This is a genomic window from Niveispirillum fermenti, assembly GCF_052474395.1.
In genome coordinates, this window is the sequence record NZ_CP156681.1 from 850,950 (window position 1) to 867,286 (window position 16,337).

18 protein-coding genes are annotated in these 16,337 nt (G+C 64.6%); 9 read left to right on the forward strand and 9 right to left on the reverse strand.

From position 1 onward, the window contains the following. Nucleotides 1–22: 22 nt before the first annotated feature. The 3 genes from mnmE to ABC728_RS15400 are packed head-to-tail and all read right to left on the reverse strand — an operon-like array spanning nt 23 to nt 2,035. Nucleotides 23–1,342 carry a tRNA uridine-5-carboxymethylaminomethyl(34) synthesis GTPase MnmE gene (mnmE, locus tag ABC728_RS15390; RefSeq protein WP_416620960.1) on the reverse strand — a complete coding sequence of 440 codons (1,320 nt, stop codon included), beginning with the start codon at nt 1,340–1,342 and terminating at the stop codon, nt 23–25. Between the two features lie 22 nt (nt 1,343–1,364). Further along, the gene (locus ABC728_RS15395) at nt 1,365–1,775 is read right to left on the reverse strand and encodes a (2Fe-2S) ferredoxin domain-containing protein (RefSeq protein ID WP_416620961.1); all 411 of its coding nucleotides are present in this window, start codon (nt 1,773–1,775) and stop codon (nt 1,365–1,367) included. Beyond that, entirely contained in the window at nt 1,772–2,035 is a 264-nt protein-coding gene (locus ABC728_RS15400) for a DUF6489 family protein (protein ID WP_416620962.1), read from the reverse strand. Before ABC728_RS15400 ends, ABC728_RS15395 begins: the two co-directional genes overlap by 4 nt. Before the next feature lie 141 nt (nt 2,036–2,176). On the opposite strand from ABC728_RS15400, the gene ABC728_RS15405 reads away from it, so the two are divergent. From ABC728_RS15405 to ABC728_RS15415, 3 genes are read left to right on the forward strand one after another with little or no spacing between them, the layout of a single operon-like run. Beyond that, nucleotides 2,177–4,231 carry a thioredoxin domain-containing protein gene (locus ABC728_RS15405; RefSeq protein WP_416620963.1) on the forward strand — a complete coding sequence of 685 codons (2,055 nt, stop codon included), beginning with the start codon at nt 2,177–2,179 and terminating at the stop codon, nt 4,229–4,231. A 44-nt stretch (nt 4,232–4,275) separates the two neighbouring features. Next, nucleotides 4,276–4,968 (forward strand): dienelactone hydrolase family protein, encoded by a 693-nt coding sequence (locus ABC728_RS15410; protein WP_416620964.1) that lies wholly within the window; start codon nt 4,276–4,278, stop codon nt 4,966–4,968. Between the two features lie 57 nt (nt 4,969–5,025). Next, nucleotides 5,026–6,000, forward strand: a complete 975-nt coding sequence (locus ABC728_RS15415; protein ID WP_416620965.1) for a quinone oxidoreductase family protein — start codon at nt 5,026–5,028, stop codon at nt 5,998–6,000. A 45-nt stretch (nt 6,001–6,045) separates the two neighbouring features. On the opposite strand, the gene dnaQ is transcribed toward ABC728_RS15415, so the two are convergent. The 5 genes from dnaQ to ABC728_RS15440 are packed head-to-tail and all read right to left on the reverse strand — an operon-like array spanning nt 6,046 to nt 9,767. Further along, nucleotides 6,046–6,732, reverse strand: a complete 687-nt coding sequence (dnaQ, locus tag ABC728_RS15420) for a DNA polymerase III subunit epsilon (RefSeq protein ID WP_416620966.1) — start codon at nt 6,730–6,732, stop codon at nt 6,046–6,048. Between the two features lie 4 nt (nt 6,733–6,736). After that, nucleotides 6,737–7,396 (reverse strand): dephospho-CoA kinase, encoded by a 660-nt coding sequence (coaE, locus tag ABC728_RS15425; protein ID WP_416620967.1) that lies wholly within the window; start codon nt 7,394–7,396, stop codon nt 6,737–6,739. Beyond that, on the reverse strand, nt 7,393–8,238 hold the full coding sequence (locus ABC728_RS15430) for a shikimate dehydrogenase (RefSeq protein ID WP_416620968.1): 846 nt from the start codon (nt 8,236–8,238) through the stop codon (nt 7,393–7,395). Before ABC728_RS15430 ends, coaE begins: the two co-directional genes overlap by 4 nt. A 15-nt stretch (nt 8,239–8,253) precedes the next feature. Continuing rightward, a complete protein-coding gene (locus tag ABC728_RS15435; RefSeq protein WP_416620969.1) occupies nt 8,254–8,868 on the reverse strand; it encodes a Maf family protein in 615 nt (204 codons plus the stop codon). Then, nucleotides 8,868–9,767, reverse strand: a complete 900-nt coding sequence (locus ABC728_RS15440; RefSeq protein ID WP_416620970.1) for a pyruvate, water dikinase regulatory protein — start codon at nt 9,765–9,767, stop codon at nt 8,868–8,870. Before ABC728_RS15440 ends, ABC728_RS15435 begins: the two co-directional genes overlap by 1 nt. 438 nt (nt 9,768–10,205) lie before the next feature. Between ABC728_RS15440 and hemE the strand changes: the two genes are divergently transcribed. The 5 genes from hemE (at nt 10,206) to ABC728_RS15465 (ending at nt 15,054) form a co-directional block, all read left to right on the forward strand. Next, nucleotides 10,206–11,270: a uroporphyrinogen decarboxylase gene (gene hemE / locus ABC728_RS15445; protein WP_416620971.1), complete on the forward strand. Its 1,065-nt coding sequence runs from the start codon at nt 10,206–10,208 to the stop codon at nt 11,268–11,270. A gap of 30 nt (nt 11,271–11,300) precedes the next feature. Further along, complete coding sequence (locus tag ABC728_RS15450; protein ID WP_416620972.1) at nt 11,301–12,347, forward strand: ferrochelatase; 1,047 nt, start codon at nt 11,301–11,303, stop codon at nt 12,345–12,347. A gap of 69 nt (nt 12,348–12,416) precedes the next feature. Next, a complete protein-coding gene (locus ABC728_RS15455; protein WP_416620973.1) occupies nt 12,417–12,971 on the forward strand; it encodes a NifU family protein in 555 nt (184 codons plus the stop codon). Between the two features lie 297 nt (nt 12,972–13,268). After that, on the forward strand, nt 13,269–14,393 hold the full coding sequence (locus ABC728_RS15460; RefSeq protein ID WP_416620974.1) for a glucosaminidase domain-containing protein: 1,125 nt from the start codon (nt 13,269–13,271) through the stop codon (nt 14,391–14,393). Nucleotides 14,394–14,466: 73 nt separating this feature from the next. Further along, nucleotides 14,467–15,054, forward strand: coding sequence for a malonic semialdehyde reductase (locus ABC728_RS15465; protein WP_416620975.1), 588 nt, complete (start codon nt 14,467–14,469; stop codon nt 15,052–15,054). Between the two features lie 274 nt (nt 15,055–15,328). On the opposite strand, the gene ihfB is transcribed toward ABC728_RS15465, so the two are convergent. Beyond that, nucleotides 15,329–15,613 (reverse strand): integration host factor subunit beta, encoded by a 285-nt coding sequence (gene ihfB, locus ABC728_RS15470; protein WP_416620976.1) that lies wholly within the window; start codon nt 15,611–15,613, stop codon nt 15,329–15,331. A 228-nt stretch (nt 15,614–15,841) separates the two neighbouring features. Between ihfB and ABC728_RS15475 the strand changes: the two genes are divergently transcribed. Next, entirely contained in the window at nt 15,842–16,321 is a 480-nt protein-coding gene (locus ABC728_RS15475) for a DMT family transporter (RefSeq protein ID WP_445376598.1), read from the forward strand. The last annotated feature ends 16 nt before the right edge of the window (nt 16,322–16,337 follow it).

Sequence of the window (16,337 nt, forward strand, 5' to 3'; positions counted from 1 at the left end):
GGACAAAAGACCGACCCTGCCATCACTTCCCGATGCAGAAATCACGGAAGATCACGTCCAGCAGATCCTCAACATCGACCCGGCCGGTGATCCGGCCCAGTGCCCGGACGGCCAGGCGCACATCCTCCGCCGCCAGTTCGGGCAGCGGGGCCTGCAGCGCCCGGCATAAATCCTCCCGGCATTCCTCCAGCGCCGAGCGATGCCGGGCACGGGTCAGGGCAGGGGCGCTGGATGGTGCGTACCGGGCGGCGACCGCCGCCTCCAGTGCGGAAAGAAGGGCCGGCAAACCATCACCCGTGCGCGCCGAAACCCGCAGGGCCGCGCGGCCCGGCAGGGCGGGCAGGTCATCCGTCATATCCAGCTTGTTCATCACCAGCAGCGCGTCGTCATCGATCAGGGCCAGCGTCGCGGCATCCGGCGCCCGGCTGCCATCGAAGACCAGCAGCTTCAGGTCCGCACGTGCCGCCCTGTCCAGGGCCCGGCGAATGCCTTCGCTCTCAATCTGGTCGGCGGCGTCGCGCAGGCCAGCCGTGTCGGCCAGCACCACGGGATAGCCGCCCAGGTCCAACTGCACCTCGATCACATCGCGGGTGGTGCCGGCCTGGTTGGAGACGATGGCCACGTCCCGTCGGGCAATGGCGTTCAGCAGGCTGGATTTGCCGGCATTCGGCGCCCCCAGGATGGCGATGGAGATGCCGTCGCGCAGCCGCTCGCCCCGCCCCTGATCGGCCAGATGCACCGTCAGTTCCGCCGCCAGCCCTTCCACCAGCGGGCGCACGGTATCGGAAAGGCCACCGGGCAAATCCTCCTCTGGAAAGTCGATATCGGCTTCCAGATGCGCCAGGGCGCGGGTCAGACGATGCCGCCAGCCATCATAAAGCTGGCCCAGCACCCCTTCCATCTGCCGCAGGGCCTGACGCCGCTGCGCCGCCGTTTCGGCGTCCACCAGATCGGCGATGGCTTCCGCTTCGGTCAGATCCAGCTTGCCATGTTCAAAGGCCCTGCGGCTGAACTCCCCCGGTTCAGCCACGCGCAGGCCCAGCCCGGACAAGGCCTGGGTGGCAGCGGACAGCACGGCGCGGCCGCCATGCAGATGCAGTTCCACCACATCCTCACCGGTGAAACTGGCAGGGGCAGCGAAGAACAGCACCAGCGCCTTGTCGAACAATTCACCTGTGGCCGGGTCGCGCAGCCCCGCCAATTGCGCCAGCCGGGGAGGTGGCAACGACCGCCCGGTCAGGCCCGACAGGGCCGGCCCGGAACCGGGGCCGGAGATGCGGATCACCTGCACCCCGGCGCGGCCGGGGGCAGATGCCAGGGCAAAGATGGTGTCGTCGCGCATCAGGCGTGTTTCACGTGAAACATCATTCCGCCGCTGCCCCCCGGCGCGCCGCGACATCCGCCGGCAGTTTGTCACCGGGCAGCAGCATCAACCGCTCAACACGCTTTCCTTCCACCAGATGGGTCTGCAACACCTCATCGATATCGGCCTTGCTGGTCACGCCATACCAGACGCCCTCGGGATAGATGACCAGCACCGGTCCCAGTTCGCAACGGTCCAGGCAGCCGGCATTGTTGATGCGCACGGCCTTGCCCAGGCCCAGGCCCGTGGCCTTCTTCTTCATATAGTCGCGCAGTGCATCGCCGCCTTTTTCCCGACAGCAGCCACGGGGATGCCCCGGCTCCCGCTCGTTCGTGCAAACGAAGACGTGCGCCCGGTAATAGGGGGCCGGGTCATCCTTCACGGCGTCACTGATTTCCACAGTATCACTCACTTCTTGCCATCCTTCGTGGTCGCCCCGCCCATGGCATTGGACATCTGCGACCACATGAGTTTCTGGAACTGCTCGAACCCCTGCAGCCCCATGGGCAGCCAGGTGTTTAGCATGGTTTCCGGGTCCATGGCCCGCAGGTTGGCCGACATCTGCTCCTGCATCTGCCGCATCAATGCTTCCTGCATGGGCTGGACGTCGGGCAGGCCCAGAAAGGTCCGGGCCTCCTGCGGCGTGCAGTCGATATCGATGGTGACCTTCATGCCGGCATTCTCCCGATCAGACCCCTGTCGCGTCGGGATTTTTCCCCCACCCTGGGTTCGACACAAGGATAAACTATCTGTTCTTCATCAGCCCGTCACGGATCGACACCATGATGGCCCGGTCCAGCCAGAGGATGACCCATGGCAACGCCCCATTCCGATACCCAACGCGGTGCCGGCAACCGACTGCATCTTGAAACCAGCCCCTATCTGCGCCAGCACATGGACAATCCCGTAGACTGGATGGGCTGGGGATCGGAGGCATTGGAGAAGGCCCGGCGGGAGGGCAAGCCCATCCTGCTGTCCGTCGGCTATGCCGCATGCCACTGGTGCCATGTCATGGCACATGAAAGTTTCGAGAATCCAGCCATTGCACGGCTGATGAACGGGCTGTTTGTGAATATCAAGGTCGATCGGGAGGAACGCCCCGACCTGGATCATATCTATCAGCAGGCACTGGCCCTGCTGGGTCAGCAGGGGGGCTGGCCGCTGACCATGTTCCTGACACCCGACGGTCACCCCTTCTGGGGCGGCACCTATTTCCCCCCCGAACGGCGGTGGGGCCGGCCGGGCTTTCCGGAGGTGCTGCGCACCGTCGCCCAGACTTATGCCGACGAGCCCGAAAAGGTCGGGCGCAACGTCCAGGCCCTGGCTCGGGCCATGGACAATCTGGCGGCGGGGCAGCCAGGTGATGCGATCCGTGCCGATACGCTGGACCAGGTGGCGGATCGGCTCGTACAGGAGATCGATCCGGTATGGGGCGGCATCGGCGGGGCGCCGAAATTTCCACAGCCCGGCATTCTTGAACTGCTATGGCGCGCCCACCGGCGCACAGGGCGGGCCGATCATGCCGAAGCGGTTCGGAAAAGCCTGATCCGCATGGCCAATGGCGGCATCTACGATCATCTCGGCGGCGGCTTTGCCCGGTATTCCGTTGATGCGGAATGGCTGGTCCCGCATTTCGAGAAGATGCTCTACGACAATGCCCAGTTGGTCGATCTGATGCTGAGCGTCTGGCAGGACGGGCGCGATCCGCTGCTTGCGGCGCGCATCCACGAAACGGTGGAATGGGTGCGCCGGGAAATGGTGGCCGAGGGCGGCGGTTTCGCCGCATCGCTGGACGCCGACAGCGAAGGAGAGGAAGGCCGCTTCTATGTCTGGAACGAAAGTGAAATCCGTCGCCTGCTGCCGGCCGATGACGCCGACCTGTTCTGCCATATCTATGGCGTGACGGCGGACGGGAACTGGGAAGGGCATACGATCCTCAACCGGATGCGGGAGGACGGGCTGGCCGATCCTGAAACGGAAGGAAGACTGGCCCGGTGCCGGCATATCCTGCTGGCAGCCCGGGCCGGACGGGTGCGCCCCGGCTGGGATGACAAGGTGCTGGCCGATTGGAACGGCTTGATGATCCACGCCATGGCCCGCGCCGCGACCCTGTTCGACAGGCCGGAATGGCTGCAATCGGCAGCACAGGCCTTTGACTTCGTGGTGGACGCGATGACCACCACCGACGGGCGCCTGTGGCATGGATGGCGCGACGGGCAAGCCCGGCACCGCGGCACATTGGAGGATCATGCCAACATGGCCCGCGCCGCCCTTACCCTGCATGAAGTGACGGGCCGGCCGGAATATCTGACCCGGGTCATCACCTGGCTGGAGAAGGTGGAGGAGTATTTCAGGGATGAGACCGATGGTGGCTATTTCACCACGGCCGCAGATGCCGATGATCTGATCCGCCGGCCACGCCATACACATGACAATGCCGTGCCTGCCGGCAATGGCACACTGGTCGGGCTGTTCGGCCGGCTATGGCTGATCACGGGCGATGATCTCTGGCGCCAGCGCGCCGATGCCCTGATCACGGCCTTTGCCGGAGAGGTCGGCCGCAACTTCTTCCCCCTGGCCGGTTTTCTGAACGGCATCGACCAGATCCTGCATGGGCAGACTGTTATTATTATTGGTCACATGAACCATTCCGACACGGAAGCGTTGAAGCAGGAAGTGCAGAAACGGTCCCGTCCCAACCTGATCCTCATCCACCATACAGATGGTAGGGTTTTTTCTTCCCCGCAGCATCCTGCCGCAGGTAAAACAATGGTTGAAAACCGTCCCACCGCTTATCTTTGTCAGGAACAGCATTGTTCGGCCCCCGTGACGCGGGCCACAGACCTTGCCGCCCTGTTGGACGGATAAAGTGCCTTTCATTTCATGCAGGTCTTTTGCAGAAGGATATGTCCATGACCGACCTTTCGATCCAAAGCGATGACGGCTCCTTCAGCGCCTATCTGGCGACCCCGGCCAGCGGCAGTGGCCCCGGCGTGGTGGTCATCCAGGAAATCTTCGGTGTGAATGCCAATGTCCGCGCCATCTGCGACAAGCTGGCGGCGGACGGCTATTTCGCCATCGCACCCGACCTGTTCTGGCGGCAGGAACCGGGTATCCAGATTACCGACCAGACCGAAGCCGAATGGAAGAAGGCGTTCGAGCTCTATCAGGGCTTCAACGAGGTGAAAGGGGTGGAAGATCTGGCCACCACGCTCGCCCACCTGCGCAAATATCCGGGTGTGACGGGCAAGGTCGGCTGTGTCGGTTTCTGCCTGGGTGGCAAGCTGGCCTATCTGATGGCCACCCGCACCGATGTCGATGCCTCCGTCTCCTATTACGGGGTGGGTATCGACAAGGATATTGCGGAGGTGCCCGCCATCACCAAGCCGCTGCTGATGCATATCGCCGGCAAGGACGGGTTCGTCCCGCAGGAGGCGCAGACAGTGATCAAGGAAGCCGTCGCCGGCAACTTCCTGGTGGAAGTGCATGTCTATCCTGAACGGGATCATGCCTTCACCCGCATCGGCGGCCAGCATTATCATGAAGAGGATGCCAGCCTGGCCCACACGCGCACGGCAGAGTTCTTCAAGAAGCATCTGGCCTGATCCGGCTGCTGATCGCTGGGGCGGACCGATGGTCCGCCCTTTTTTTCAGGATATGCCATGACCAATGCCATTGTGATCCGGCAGCACGGCGGCCCGGACGTTCTGGGCTGGGAGCCCGTCATTGTCGGCCCACCGGGCCCCGGGGAGGCCCTGATCCGTCATACGGCCATCGGGCTCAATTTCATCGATGTCTATTACCGCACCGGTCTTTATCCGGCTCCGCTGCCGCTTGTGCCCGGCATGGAAGGCGCCGGGATCGTGGAGGCGGTGGGCGAGGATGTCACGGATATCGCCCCCGGGGACCGCGTCGGCTATGGACAGTCACCCCTTGGTGCCTATGCCGAGCGGCGCCTGATTCCCGCCGACAAGCTGATCCGGTTGCCCGACTGGATCGAGGATGAACTGGCGGCCGCCATGCTGCTGCAGGGGCTGACCGCGCAATATCTGCTGCGACAGACCCACCGCGTCCAGCCCGGTGACAGAATCCTGATCCACGCCGCAGCCGGCGGTGTCGGTCTGCTGGCCAGCCAATGGGCCAATGTCCTTGGCGCCACGGTGATCGGCACGGTCGGCACCGCAGAGAAGGCGGAACTGGCCCGCGCCCATGGCTGCCACCACGTGATCATCTACCGGGGTGAAGATGTCGTGGACCGGGTCAGGGAAATCACGGACGGGCAGGGGGTGGATGTCGTCTATGACGGGGTGGGAAAGGACACGTTTGACCTGTCCCTGGACTGCCTGCGCCGGCGCGGATTGATGGTCAGCTTCGGCAATGCCAGCGGGGCGGTTCCGCCCTTCGATATCGGTCTGCTGAACCGGAAGGGCGGCCTGTACCTGACCCGCCCTTCCGTGCAGCATTATGCCGGCACACGGGAAGAGTTGCTGGCCATGGCCGAGGAACTTTTCGTCATGGTGCGCGACGGCAAGGTGAAGGTGAATATCAACCAGCGCTTCGCCCTGCGGGATGCCGCAGCCGCCCACCGCGCGTTGGAATCCCGTGGCACGACGGGGGCCACCATCCTTCTGCCCTGAGCGGTCGAGCGATGTTTCACGTGAAACATCGCTCGACCGCATTCCTCAACCGGCATTCCAGAGTGCGTTCTTGATACCTTTCACGAAGGCCTCGTGCGCCGCCACCTCCTCGGCCGAGGGGGCGTGCGGCCGGGCCGGACGAACCGGGCGGGCCGCAGTCACGGCAGGCGTATCCAGCATGGGCTGGGTCAGGGCCGGATTATTGGCCAGCACCAGATCAGGCTGCCGGCCCCCCATAAGCTCCAGATAAACCTCTGCCAGCAACTGGCTGTCCAGCAGGGCGCCATGCAGGGTGCGGTTGGAATTGTCTATGTTGAAGCGCCGGCACAGTGCGTCAAGGCTGGCCGGCGCGCCCGGAAAGCGCTTGCGGGCGATCTTCACCGTATCGACCACCGGGTTGCCCAGCTTGCGCATGCCCAGGCGCGCCAGCTCGGCGTTCAGGAAGCCGATATCAAAGGAAGCATTGTGGATGACAAGCTGGCTGTCCTGGATGAATTCCAGGAAATCACCCGCGACGGCGGCGAAGAGCGGCTTGTCGGCCAGAAATGTCGCCGACAAGCCATGCACGGCTTCAGCCTCCGCCGGCATGTCGCGTTCCGGGTTCAGATAGGTGTGATAGTGGTTGCCCGTGGCCACATGGTTGAACAGTTCCACACAGCCGATTTCAACAACCCGATCCCCGTTCAGGGCATCGATGCCGGTTGTTTCCGTATCCAGCACGATCTCGCGCATAGGGTCAGGCCTTCCGTTGGGGGGCATGCCCGCGACTGCCGGGCCAGGGACGGTGCGGGGACCAGACACGGCCCCGACGCCGCTTCAACGCCGCCACGATGCGGGCCAGGCGCAGCAAGGTCAAGCGCCGGCCCAGGCCGGTGGGAACCACGAAATCGGCCCGCCGGCGCTTGATGCGGTCTGGCACCTGACGTGACAGGATATTGGCCAGCTTGACCGGATCCATGCCGGGCCGGGCCAGGACACGGGCACGTTGGACAAAGCCGGGCGCACTGACCACAGCCACCGCGTCGACCCGCCGTTCCCCCCCCGTTTCGTACAGAAGCGGGATATCCATGACCACCAGCGGCACGCGCCGGCGGGCACAGCGTTTAAGGAAGGCATCGGCATCGGCCCGTGTCAGCGGATGGACCGCGGCTTCCAGCCGTCGCAATGCGGCCGGTTGCCCCAGCACGGCGGCCGACAGGGCCACACGGTCCACCGCGCCATCCTTGATCGCCTGGGGAAACAGGGCGGCAATGCGCGGCACGGCCGCCCCGCCACGCGCATAAAGGCGGTGAACGGCGGCATCGGCATCATGCACGGGACAGCCCAGCCGGCGCAGCATGGCTGCCGCCGTGGACTTTCCCATGCCGATCGACCCGGTCAGACCCAGAATGATCATCGGGGATCCAGCACGAAACGGCGCAGATCGTCCGTCACCTGCGGATCCGTGCCGAACCAGGCGTGAAAGCCGGGCCGGGCCTGATGCAGCAACATGCCCAACCCGTCCACCACCGGGTTGCCCCGCGCCTGTGCGGCCAGCAGCAGGGGGGTGACCAGGGGCACATAGACGATATCCGTCACAATGGCATCGGGGGGCAGGGCGGCCAGATCAATCTCCAGCGGCGGATAGCCGGTCATGCCCTGGCTGGTGCTGTTCACCAGCAGGACGGCACCGTCCAACGCGCGCGACCGGTCATTCCAGTCACCCACCCGGATACGCGGGTCGCCCAGATCGGCCGCGATTTCCGCGGCACGGGCCTGTGTGCGGTTCAACAACCGTATTTCCGGCGCCCCGGCATCCAGCAGGGCGACAACCACACCACGGGCCGCACCACCGGCCCCCAGCACGACGGAAGGCCCCCGGGTGACGGACCAGGCAGGGGGACTACTGGCCGCCAGATTCTCCCAGAAGCCGAAACCGTCCGTATTGCGGCCTTCCAGCGTTCCATCCGGGGCCACGATCACCGTGTTGACGGCACCGATGCGCCGGGCGCACGGATCCAGCCGGTCGACGATGCGGAAGGCCAGTTCCTTATAAGGGATCGTGACATTGCATCCGCGCAGGCCCAGGGCGGGCAGGGCGCGCAAGGCCTGTTCCGCCCGCTCCGGCGGCGTGGCCAGCGGGATATAAGCGCCATCGATCCCGTAATGGCGCAGCCAGTATCCATGCAGAAGGGGGCTGCGCGAATGGCCGACAGGCCATCCCATGACGCCTGCGATCAGACCCTTGCCGGTCAGCATATGGTAATCCCCTGATCAGGCCGGCAACACATGCCGCACGCGCAGGAAATCCAGCAACGGCAGCAGGGGCAGGCCCTGGATGGTGAAATGGTCGCCCCGGACGCGATTGAAAAGCTGTGCGCCCAGCCCTTCCACCTGATAGGCGCCGGCGCAGGACAGCACGGCATCCCCGGCCGCATCCAGGTATCGTTCGATGAAGGCATCCGTAAGGGTGCGCATGGTCAGCGTGGCGTGATCGATATGGTGCCAGACGCGGGCACCATTGTGGAAAACCACCACCGCCGAATAAAGCGTATGGGTCCGGCCGGACAGCAGCCGCAGATGGCTGGCGGCATCGGCGCGGTCGGCCGGCTTGTCGAACCAGCGGCCGTCGCATTCCAGCATCTGGTCGCCTCCGACCACATAGCCGGCAACGTATTTGCGGGCCAGCTTCGATGCCTTCAGATCGGCCAGCGCTTCCGCCACCTCCGGCGGGGTCATGCCGGCGGCCTTGCCGGACAGCTTCATTTCCTCCTCATCCACACGGGCGGCCTCGGCATGCACCTCCACGCCTGCGGCTTCCAGCATGCGGCGGCGGGACGCGCTGGCCGATGCCAGGATGACGGGTTCCGTCGTCAGGAACGAAGGCATCAGCCGCCCCCCTGCACCGGGGGCAGGCCGACGGGCACGACATGCGGGCGGCGGCGGGCCAGCAGCATCAGCACCTCTGCCGCCGTTTCCTCGATCGACCGGCGCGACACGTCGATGACGGCCCAGCCCTTGCGGGTGAACAGGCGGCGTGCCTCCAGCAATTCCTCCCGCACCTTTTCAGGGTCGGTATAGGATGTGTTGTCGCCCTGGTTCAGCAGTTTCAGCCGGTTGCGGCGGATCTGCACCAGCCGCTCCGGGTCCTTGGACAGGCCCACGATCAGGGGCCGGGTCAACTGGTCCAGTTCGGGGGGCAGGGGGCATCCCGGTACATAAGGGATGTTCGCCGCCTTGATGCCGCGATTGGCCAGATAGATGCAGGTCGGCGTCTTGGACGTGCGGCTGACCCCGACCAGGATCACATCGGCATCATGCAATCCCCAGGCGCTCTGCCCGTCATCATGGTTGAGCGCGAAATCCATGGCATCGATGCGGCCGAAATATTCCGCGGTCAGGGCATGTTGCCGGCCCGGCTTGCTCTGGCTCTGCAGGCCGAGATAGGTGCCCAGCGCGTTGATCAGCGGGTCCAGCACCGAAATGCTGGGCACCGCCAGTTCGCGGCAGGTCTCCTGCAATTTGCGGCGCAGCTTCTCGTTCACCAGCGTGTACATGACGAGCCCGGGATTTTCCCGGATGCCCTCCAGCACCATATCCAACTGCCGTTCGGTGCGGACAAGGTTCCAGAAATGCTCGATCGGGTCGACCTGATCGAACTGGCTGACGCAGGCGCGCGCGACAGAGTTGATCGTCTCGCCCGTGGCATCGGACACGAGATGCAGGTGAAAGCTCTTCGGCGTCGGCGGACGGGAAGGCGGGGGATCGAAGGAACTGCCTGGATACATCCTGGGGACCGCTCCTGGGGATATCTGGGGGAGGAATGTGCGCAAACGACCCGATGATGGGTAACCGGCCCATTCCATCCCTGGCAAGCGCGCAGTTTGTCAGGCCGGTTTGCAGTCAGGGGATTAGTTGCGGGGGTCCATCTGGGAATCAAGGACGAATCGGAAGTGGGACGAATTTTTTCCCCATCTCGCAACCATCGCCAGAACCCGCGGAAATCCAGGCCTTTCAGCCTGTTGCCCGGACATTTGTCCACATGTTTTTTCCACATGCCGCCGAAAATCCGGAAGATGTGGAAAAACATGCGGACAAAACTGAATTCCCGTTATCCACAGGCTCTACTACACCACCAATCCTTTATTCAAAAAAAGTAAGAGTTAAGGAAGGGCATGGGATAAAGTCCGGACCCGTCCGGTTCCCTTGATATCCAGGTTCTCGCCATGACGCTTACCACTTCCCCCTCGCCGAAGAAGATGCTGGCAGCCCTTGCCGGTCACGCTCAGGAGACCCCGCCCTTCTGGCTGATGCGGCAGGCAGGCCGCTATCTTCCCGAATACAGGGAAGTGCGGGCCAGGGCCGGAGGCTTCCTGGACCTGTGCATGAACCCGGAACTGGCCTGCGAGGTGACGCTGCAGCCATTGCGTCGCTATGGCATGGACGCAGCCATCCTGTTTTCCGACATCCTGATCGTGCCCTGGGCCCTGGGCCAGGGGCTGCGGTTCGCGGAAGGGGAAGGGCCCCAGCTTGATGCCATCCGCGATCAGCAGGGCCTGACGAAGCTTGATCTGGACAGCCTGCACGGCCGGGCGGCACCTGTTTATGAAACCGTGTCACGCATCCGGGCCGCCCTGGACGACCGGACGGCCCTGATCGGGTTCGCCGGATCGCCATGGACCGTGGCCTGCTACATGGTGGAAGGTGCAGGGTCCAAGGAATATGCGCATGTGAAGCGCTTCGCCTATACCGACCCGGCTGGCTTCGACCGTCTGATCGACATCCTGGTCACGGCGACCATCGAATACCTGTCCATGCAGATCAAGGCCGGCGCCGAACTGGTCCAGCTTTTCGACAGTTGGGCCGGGGTACTGTCCGCCGATGATTTCCAGCGCTTCGTGGTCGCCCCCACGCGGCGCATCACAGCGGCACTGAAGGAACGGCATCCGGGCATACCCGTCATCGGCTTCCCGCGTCTGGCCGGCCTGAACCTCCAATCCTACGTCGATCAGGCCGGCATCGACGGCGTGTCCCTGGACCCGGGCGTGCCTGCGGCCTGGGCCGCGACCAACCTGCAGGGCAGGGTGGCCGTGCAGGGCAACCTGGATCCCGTCCTGCTGATCGCCGGCGGCGAGGCCATGGACAGGGCGGTTCTCTCCCTGCTGGAGACACTGGGCAAGGGTCCGTTCATCTTCAATCTGGGTCATGGCATCATCAAGGAAACGCCACCGGAAAACGTATCCCGTTTGGCCGGGTTGATCCGGGATTGGCGGGCTGCGACAAGGGGCTGATCTGCAACAACCCTTTGTCCTGTTCTGCCGATGGCCCTTTCTGTCAGGCGTGATCGCATTGCCATCGTGCTGGTGCAGCCAGGCCAGCCTGCCGGGCAGGATCAGGTTCAGGCCTATTTCATGGCCCTGATGGCGGCGCGGCGTGTGCGGCCGCCATCACCCCTTGCATCACCCCCGGTCCGCGCCCTTCAGGCCATCCGGGCCCGCCACCTGGCCCGGCATTATCCGGTCGGTGATGCACAGGATGCTGACGATCCGATGGCCACGGCCCTGGAAGGCGCCTTGTGGGAGGAGGGGGCGCTGCGCATCTTCGCAGCCAGCCTGTTCGCACCGCCTTCAGCGGTGGCCATCGCCCATGATGTCGCCCTTTTTCAGCCCGACCGCATCATCGTGGTACCGCCATCATCCCTGTTCAGCGGGGGCTTGAACGGTCTCGCCATCGATGCTTGGCAACAGGCGGCCCGCCAGGCCGGGCTGATGGCCCCGGCCAGCATCCTGTGTTGTCATCCGACCGATCCGGCCCTTCTGCGGCGCCTGGCGGACCGGGCAGCACGAGCCCTGGCCACGGCCGATCCGGCGGGCCGGGCCATGCTGATGCTGGTGGCACCGGGCATGGGGCGGGCAAAGGATGATCCGCTGGGCTGGCAGATGCGGCGCCTGGCCGATGAACTGGCCCGCCTGCTGAACCTGCCGGCGGCGCAGGTCCTGGCCACCCACCTGCCGGTGCCGGGCTTCACCGGCGGCGGGTTGCCCGCCATTGACCATGTGCTGCGGGGTGTGCGTGCGGCCGGCCTGGCCATCCTGCCCGTCACGCCCCGCCCCCTGCTGCGTCCCGCCTGGGCCGATTTCCTGCCCGGCTGGCAGGAGCGGGCCGGTCGTGCGGGGGTCATATCGCTGTCGCTGGAGACGGAGACGGACCTGGACGGGGCTGATCTGGCCCCGCTGATCCGTCAGGCGCTGGCTGGCAGACCGGGCATCTGCGCGGGTTTCGGCCAGCGGTTCTGTCCGGCCGGCCAGGACCATTGTCCCCACCGACGCATGGCGGTGGCTGCCATGCAGCACGCTGTCGGCGCTTGATTATGCCGGTGAACGGTCCCACCTTCGGGGTCGCCGATGCTGACGACGGCATGATCAGGATAATCGACCATGTTCATCCAGACCGAAGAGACCCCGAACCCGGCCACGCTGAAGTTCCTGCCGGGCCGTGACGTGCTGGGAACCGGGACGGCCGACTTCACCGATGCTGCCGATGCGGCGGCCCGTTCCCCCCTTGCCGACCGGCTGTTTGCGGTGGAAGGGGTACGGCGCGTTTTCCTGGCCGGTGATTTCATCACCGTGACCAAGGACGAAAGCCGCGATTGGTATGTGATGAAGCCCGGCATCCTGGGCGCCATCATGGAGCATTTCGCGACGGGCAAGCCCGTATTGCTGTCCGAACAGGCCGACGACAACGCCATCAACGAGGATGACGACGAGATCGTCGCCCAGATCAAGGAACTGCTGGACGCCAAGGTGCGGCCGGCCGTTGCCCAGGATGGCGGCGACATCACGTTCCATGGTTTTGACAAGGGCGTGGTCTATCTGGCCATGAAGGGGGCATGTGCCGGTTGCCCCAGCAGCACGGCCACTTTGAAGGCCGGCATAGAAAACATGCTCCGCTATTACATTCCGGAGGTTGTCGAGGTACAGCAAATCCGGTAATGTCCGCCTCCGGTCCGTTGACGGTGCCAAAATTTGGACGCAATGGACCGGCAGATGCAGTGCCGGGGGGCGTACCCCCAGGGGTGAATGGACCCCGCCGGCATGAAGCCCGGACAAAGGATACCCCAGGAAGGGGCGGTTCCGGGCTTGTTGCCTCTGACGCTTTAGGGCCGGCCCCATTACGGGCCATAGGGCCAAAGTGCGGAGTTTGCTCCGGCAAAATGGACTGGACGCGCGCCCAACGGATGGCAGCGCGGGAGGTCCTTTCGGCTTGGACTGTAAGGGGTTGAAACTTAAATGCTGACAGACGCGAGCGAGGGCTTTGACAGCCCCCGGGGTACGGCTGCCCGCATATGGGGCGTTTCGGCCCTGTTCCTGCTTCTGGTTGCCATTCTGCCTTCCACCATCTTCCTGTCGGCGTCGAGCTGGTCGGTTGGTGGAGCGGTACGGGAATTCATGTTGCCGGTTCTGCGGCCTGATCCGGGCTTCAAGGTCCAGATCGCCACCAGCGTTCGCCATGATCCGGATTTCAAGCTGGATGCGCGTTCCACGCTGGACCTTTTCCATGCCCGGGAATACCGGATCGATGCCGTGCGCAGCGGGGAGATGACCGTGCCGCGCCTGGTCCTGACCGACCTGCCCACCGGCATCACGACCCTGGAAAGCACACAGGATCGCAAGGCACTGTTCGTGAAGACGCTGCTGCCGCTGATCTTGATGGCGAACGAGCGGATCGAGCAGGATCGCCACCGTCTGGAACGGTTGCTTGCCGTGCGGCAGTCGGGGGAGGCGCTGGCCCCCCATGACCGGCTCTGGCTGGCCGATCTGGCGGAACACTATGGCATGAAGCCCAGTGCGGAAATCAACATCAAGGGCCTTCTTCAGCGGGTGGATGTCATTCCGGCGTCCCTGGCCCTGGCCCAGGCGGCAGAGGAAAGCGGCTGGGGCACCTCCCGCTTCGCGCAGCGGGGCAATGCCCTGTTCGGTCAGCTTACCTGGAACACCGAACATGCCGGCATCGTTCCCCGCAATCGCCAGCCCGGCGAGACCCACCGGTTCCGGGCGTTCGATGCCCCGAAGGGGAGCGTCGACAGCTATGTCCATAATCTCAACACCCACCGCGCCTATGCCCAGTTCCGGCAGATGCGCGCCAGCCTGCGGGCCCAGGAAAAGCCGATCAGCGGCCTGATGCTGGCCACGGCGCTGACCGCCTATTCGGAACGGGGGGAGGATTATGTCCGCACCATCCGGTCCCTGATCCGTGTCAACAGCCTGTCGGATTTCGATGCGGCCATGTTGAGCGCCGATCTGATGGAAGAGGTGCTGGGGCCCTTGCCCGCCGGCGACGGGCCGCAGCCTGCCCTCGCCACGGTTTCCGCTCCGCGCAATGAAGGGGTGGTGCCGGCATCCATGCGCCGGTGAAGGTCTTGCCACTTGTTCCCGGTTGCAGGGCCCGATATCACGGGCATGTTCCGGGATCATGAAAGGACCTGTCATGACGCATATGCTGGAAGACGCGGCGCTGGATCAGCTATTCCGCGCCGCCCGCACCCATAATGGTTTCACCGACCGGCCGGTCGATCCGGATCTGCTGCGGCAGATCCACGATCTGGTCAGGTGGGGGCCAACCAGTGCCAATTGCAGTCCGCTGCGCACTGTGTTCCTGACCACGCCCGCGGCGAAGGAAAGGCTGCGTCCGGCCCTGTCCGCAGGCAACCTGGACAAGACCATGGCGGCCCCCGTCACCGCGCTGCTGGCCTATGACAGCCGGTTTGCCGACCATCTGCCGCGGCTGTTTCCGCATACCGATGCGCGCCCCTGGTTCGCGGCCCCGGCCGTCGCCCAGGAAACCGCCTTCCGCAATGCCACCCTGCAGGCCGGCTATTTCATTCTGGCGGCGCGTGCCGTGGGCCTGGATTGTGGCCCCATGTCGGGCTTCAATCCCGAACTGGTGAATGCGGAATTCTTCCCCGATGGCCGGTACAAGATCAATTTCCTGTGCAATCTGGGCTATGGCGACCCGGCCGCCCTGTTTGCGCGCAGCCCCCGGTTCGATTTCGAGGATGTGTGCGAGATCATCTGATACTGTCGGCATGAATGAGTGATCGTCGGCCACGCATACCGTTTTGCGGCGGTCAGCGCTTGTTGGCTTTGATCGCCATCCTCGATCGCCGGCGCCGCCATACCATCGGTCAGATATTCTGGCCGATGGTATGATCCGCTGCCTACCCGAGCATGGAGGACCCGAACAGGGTGACAGGTCCCTGACCCGGTGATCGTCGGAGATCGCCGGGGGGCGGCATCATGGCAGGGATGGCAGAGGGAAACCCCATGCCGCCGACCCCGTGCCGCCGGTGTCATTCGTCGGTATTCAGCCGTTCGCGGAGCTGCTTGCCGGTCTTGAAGAAGGGGATGACCTTCTCATCCACTTCCACGCTTTCGCCGGTGCGGGGGTTGCGGCCGGTGCGGGCATCACGCTGCTTGACGGAAAAAGCCCCGAAGCCGCGCAATTCGACCCGGTCGCCCCGGGCCAGCGCCTCGGTTATCTCATCGAAGATCGTGGTGACGATCTTTTCGACATCGCGCTGGTAAAGATGCGGATTGCGTTCGGCCAGCCGCTGGATCAGTTCCGACTTGGTCATGCCTGTCTGTCCCCCCTTGGGTCCCCCTTGGGATGGCGGCGCCTGTTGGCGGTTACCGGCCGTCCCCAACGTTTCGCCATAACGTTTTGCGATGGGGTGAAAGCCTGGTCCCATGGCCGCCTTCATTCAACGCTTCCAGATTGCCCAACACGAGGAAAGTGCGCAAGTAAGTCTTTCTGTCAAAACAGTTTTTATCACGTGGCCCGCTGGTCTGGCGGGGTGGCATGGATGCCATGCCGTCCGGGGTGGTTGAACGGCCTGCCTGCCGGTGCCATTTCCCTGTGCGTCGGCACGCCTGCCGGCGCCCGTCGGGGACGACCCCGGACGGTTTACCACCCGGAAACGGGTGAACAGGCGGGGACGGCCCTGCGCGTGATGGGGGTTCCCATGGCCTGGGTCTATCTTTTCACCGCCGGCCTGTTCGAGGTCGCGTTTGCCATCTCCCTGAAGGGCACACAGGGTTTCACCCGCCCGCTTCCCATCTTGCTGACGATCGGCTTCATGCTGGTCAGCCTGTGGCTGCTGTCGCTGTCCATGCGCAGCCTGCCGCTGGGCACCGCCTATGCCATCTGGACCGGGATCGGCACGGTGGGCAGCGTCATTGCCGGCATCCGCCTGTACGGGGAGGGGACGGACCCCGCACGGCTGGCATGCGTCGGGTTGATCCTGGCCGGTGTCGGCGGGCTGAAGTTCCTTTCCCTGCGATGACCGCACGGACCCGCCG

Coding starts and splice junctions, on each gene's coding strand:
- ABC728_RS15410 (WP_416620964.1), top strand. CDS start 4,276: ATGACCGACCTTTCGATCCAAAGCGATGACGGCTCCTTCAGCGCCTAT.
- mnmE (WP_416620960.1), bottom strand. CDS start 1,342: ATGCGCGACGACACCATCTTTGCCCTGGCATCTGCCCCCGGCCGCGCC.
- ABC728_RS15400 (WP_416620962.1), bottom strand. CDS start 2,035: ATGAAGGTCACCATCGATATCGACTGCACGCCGCAGGAGGCCCGGACC.
- ABC728_RS15465 (WP_416620975.1), top strand. CDS start 14,467: ATGACGCATATGCTGGAAGACGCGGCGCTGGATCAGCTATTCCGCGCC.
- ABC728_RS15475 (WP_445376598.1), top strand. CDS start 15,842: ATGCCATGCCGTCCGGGGTGGTTGAACGGCCTGCCTGCCGGTGCCATT.
- coaE (WP_416620967.1), bottom strand. CDS start 7,396: ATGATCATTCTGGGTCTGACCGGGTCGATCGGCATGGGAAAGTCCACG.
- ABC728_RS15430 (WP_416620968.1), bottom strand. CDS start 8,238: ATGCTGACCGGCAAGGGTCTGATCGCAGGCGTCATGGGATGGCCTGTC.
- ABC728_RS15440 (WP_416620970.1), bottom strand. CDS start 9,767: ATGTATCCAGGCAGTTCCTTCGATCCCCCGCCTTCCCGTCCGCCGACG.
- ABC728_RS15450 (WP_416620972.1), top strand. CDS start 11,301: ATGGCCCTTTCTGTCAGGCGTGATCGCATTGCCATCGTGCTGGTGCAG.
- hemE (WP_416620971.1), top strand. CDS start 10,206: ATGACGCTTACCACTTCCCCCTCGCCGAAGAAGATGCTGGCAGCCCTT.
- ihfB (WP_416620976.1), bottom strand. CDS start 15,613: ATGACCAAGTCGGAACTGATCCAGCGGCTGGCCGAACGCAATCCGCAT.
- ABC728_RS15405 (WP_416620963.1), top strand. CDS start 2,177: ATGGCAACGCCCCATTCCGATACCCAACGCGGTGCCGGCAACCGACTG.
- ABC728_RS15415 (WP_416620965.1), top strand. CDS start 5,026: ATGACCAATGCCATTGTGATCCGGCAGCACGGCGGCCCGGACGTTCTG.
- ABC728_RS15435 (WP_416620969.1), bottom strand. CDS start 8,868: ATGCCTTCGTTCCTGACGACGGAACCCGTCATCCTGGCATCGGCCAGC.
- ABC728_RS15455 (WP_416620973.1), top strand. CDS start 12,417: ATGTTCATCCAGACCGAAGAGACCCCGAACCCGGCCACGCTGAAGTTC.
- ABC728_RS15460 (WP_416620974.1), top strand. CDS start 13,269: ATGCTGACAGACGCGAGCGAGGGCTTTGACAGCCCCCGGGGTACGGCT.
- dnaQ (WP_416620966.1), bottom strand. CDS start 6,732: ATGCGCGAGATCGTGCTGGATACGGAAACAACCGGCATCGATGCCCTG.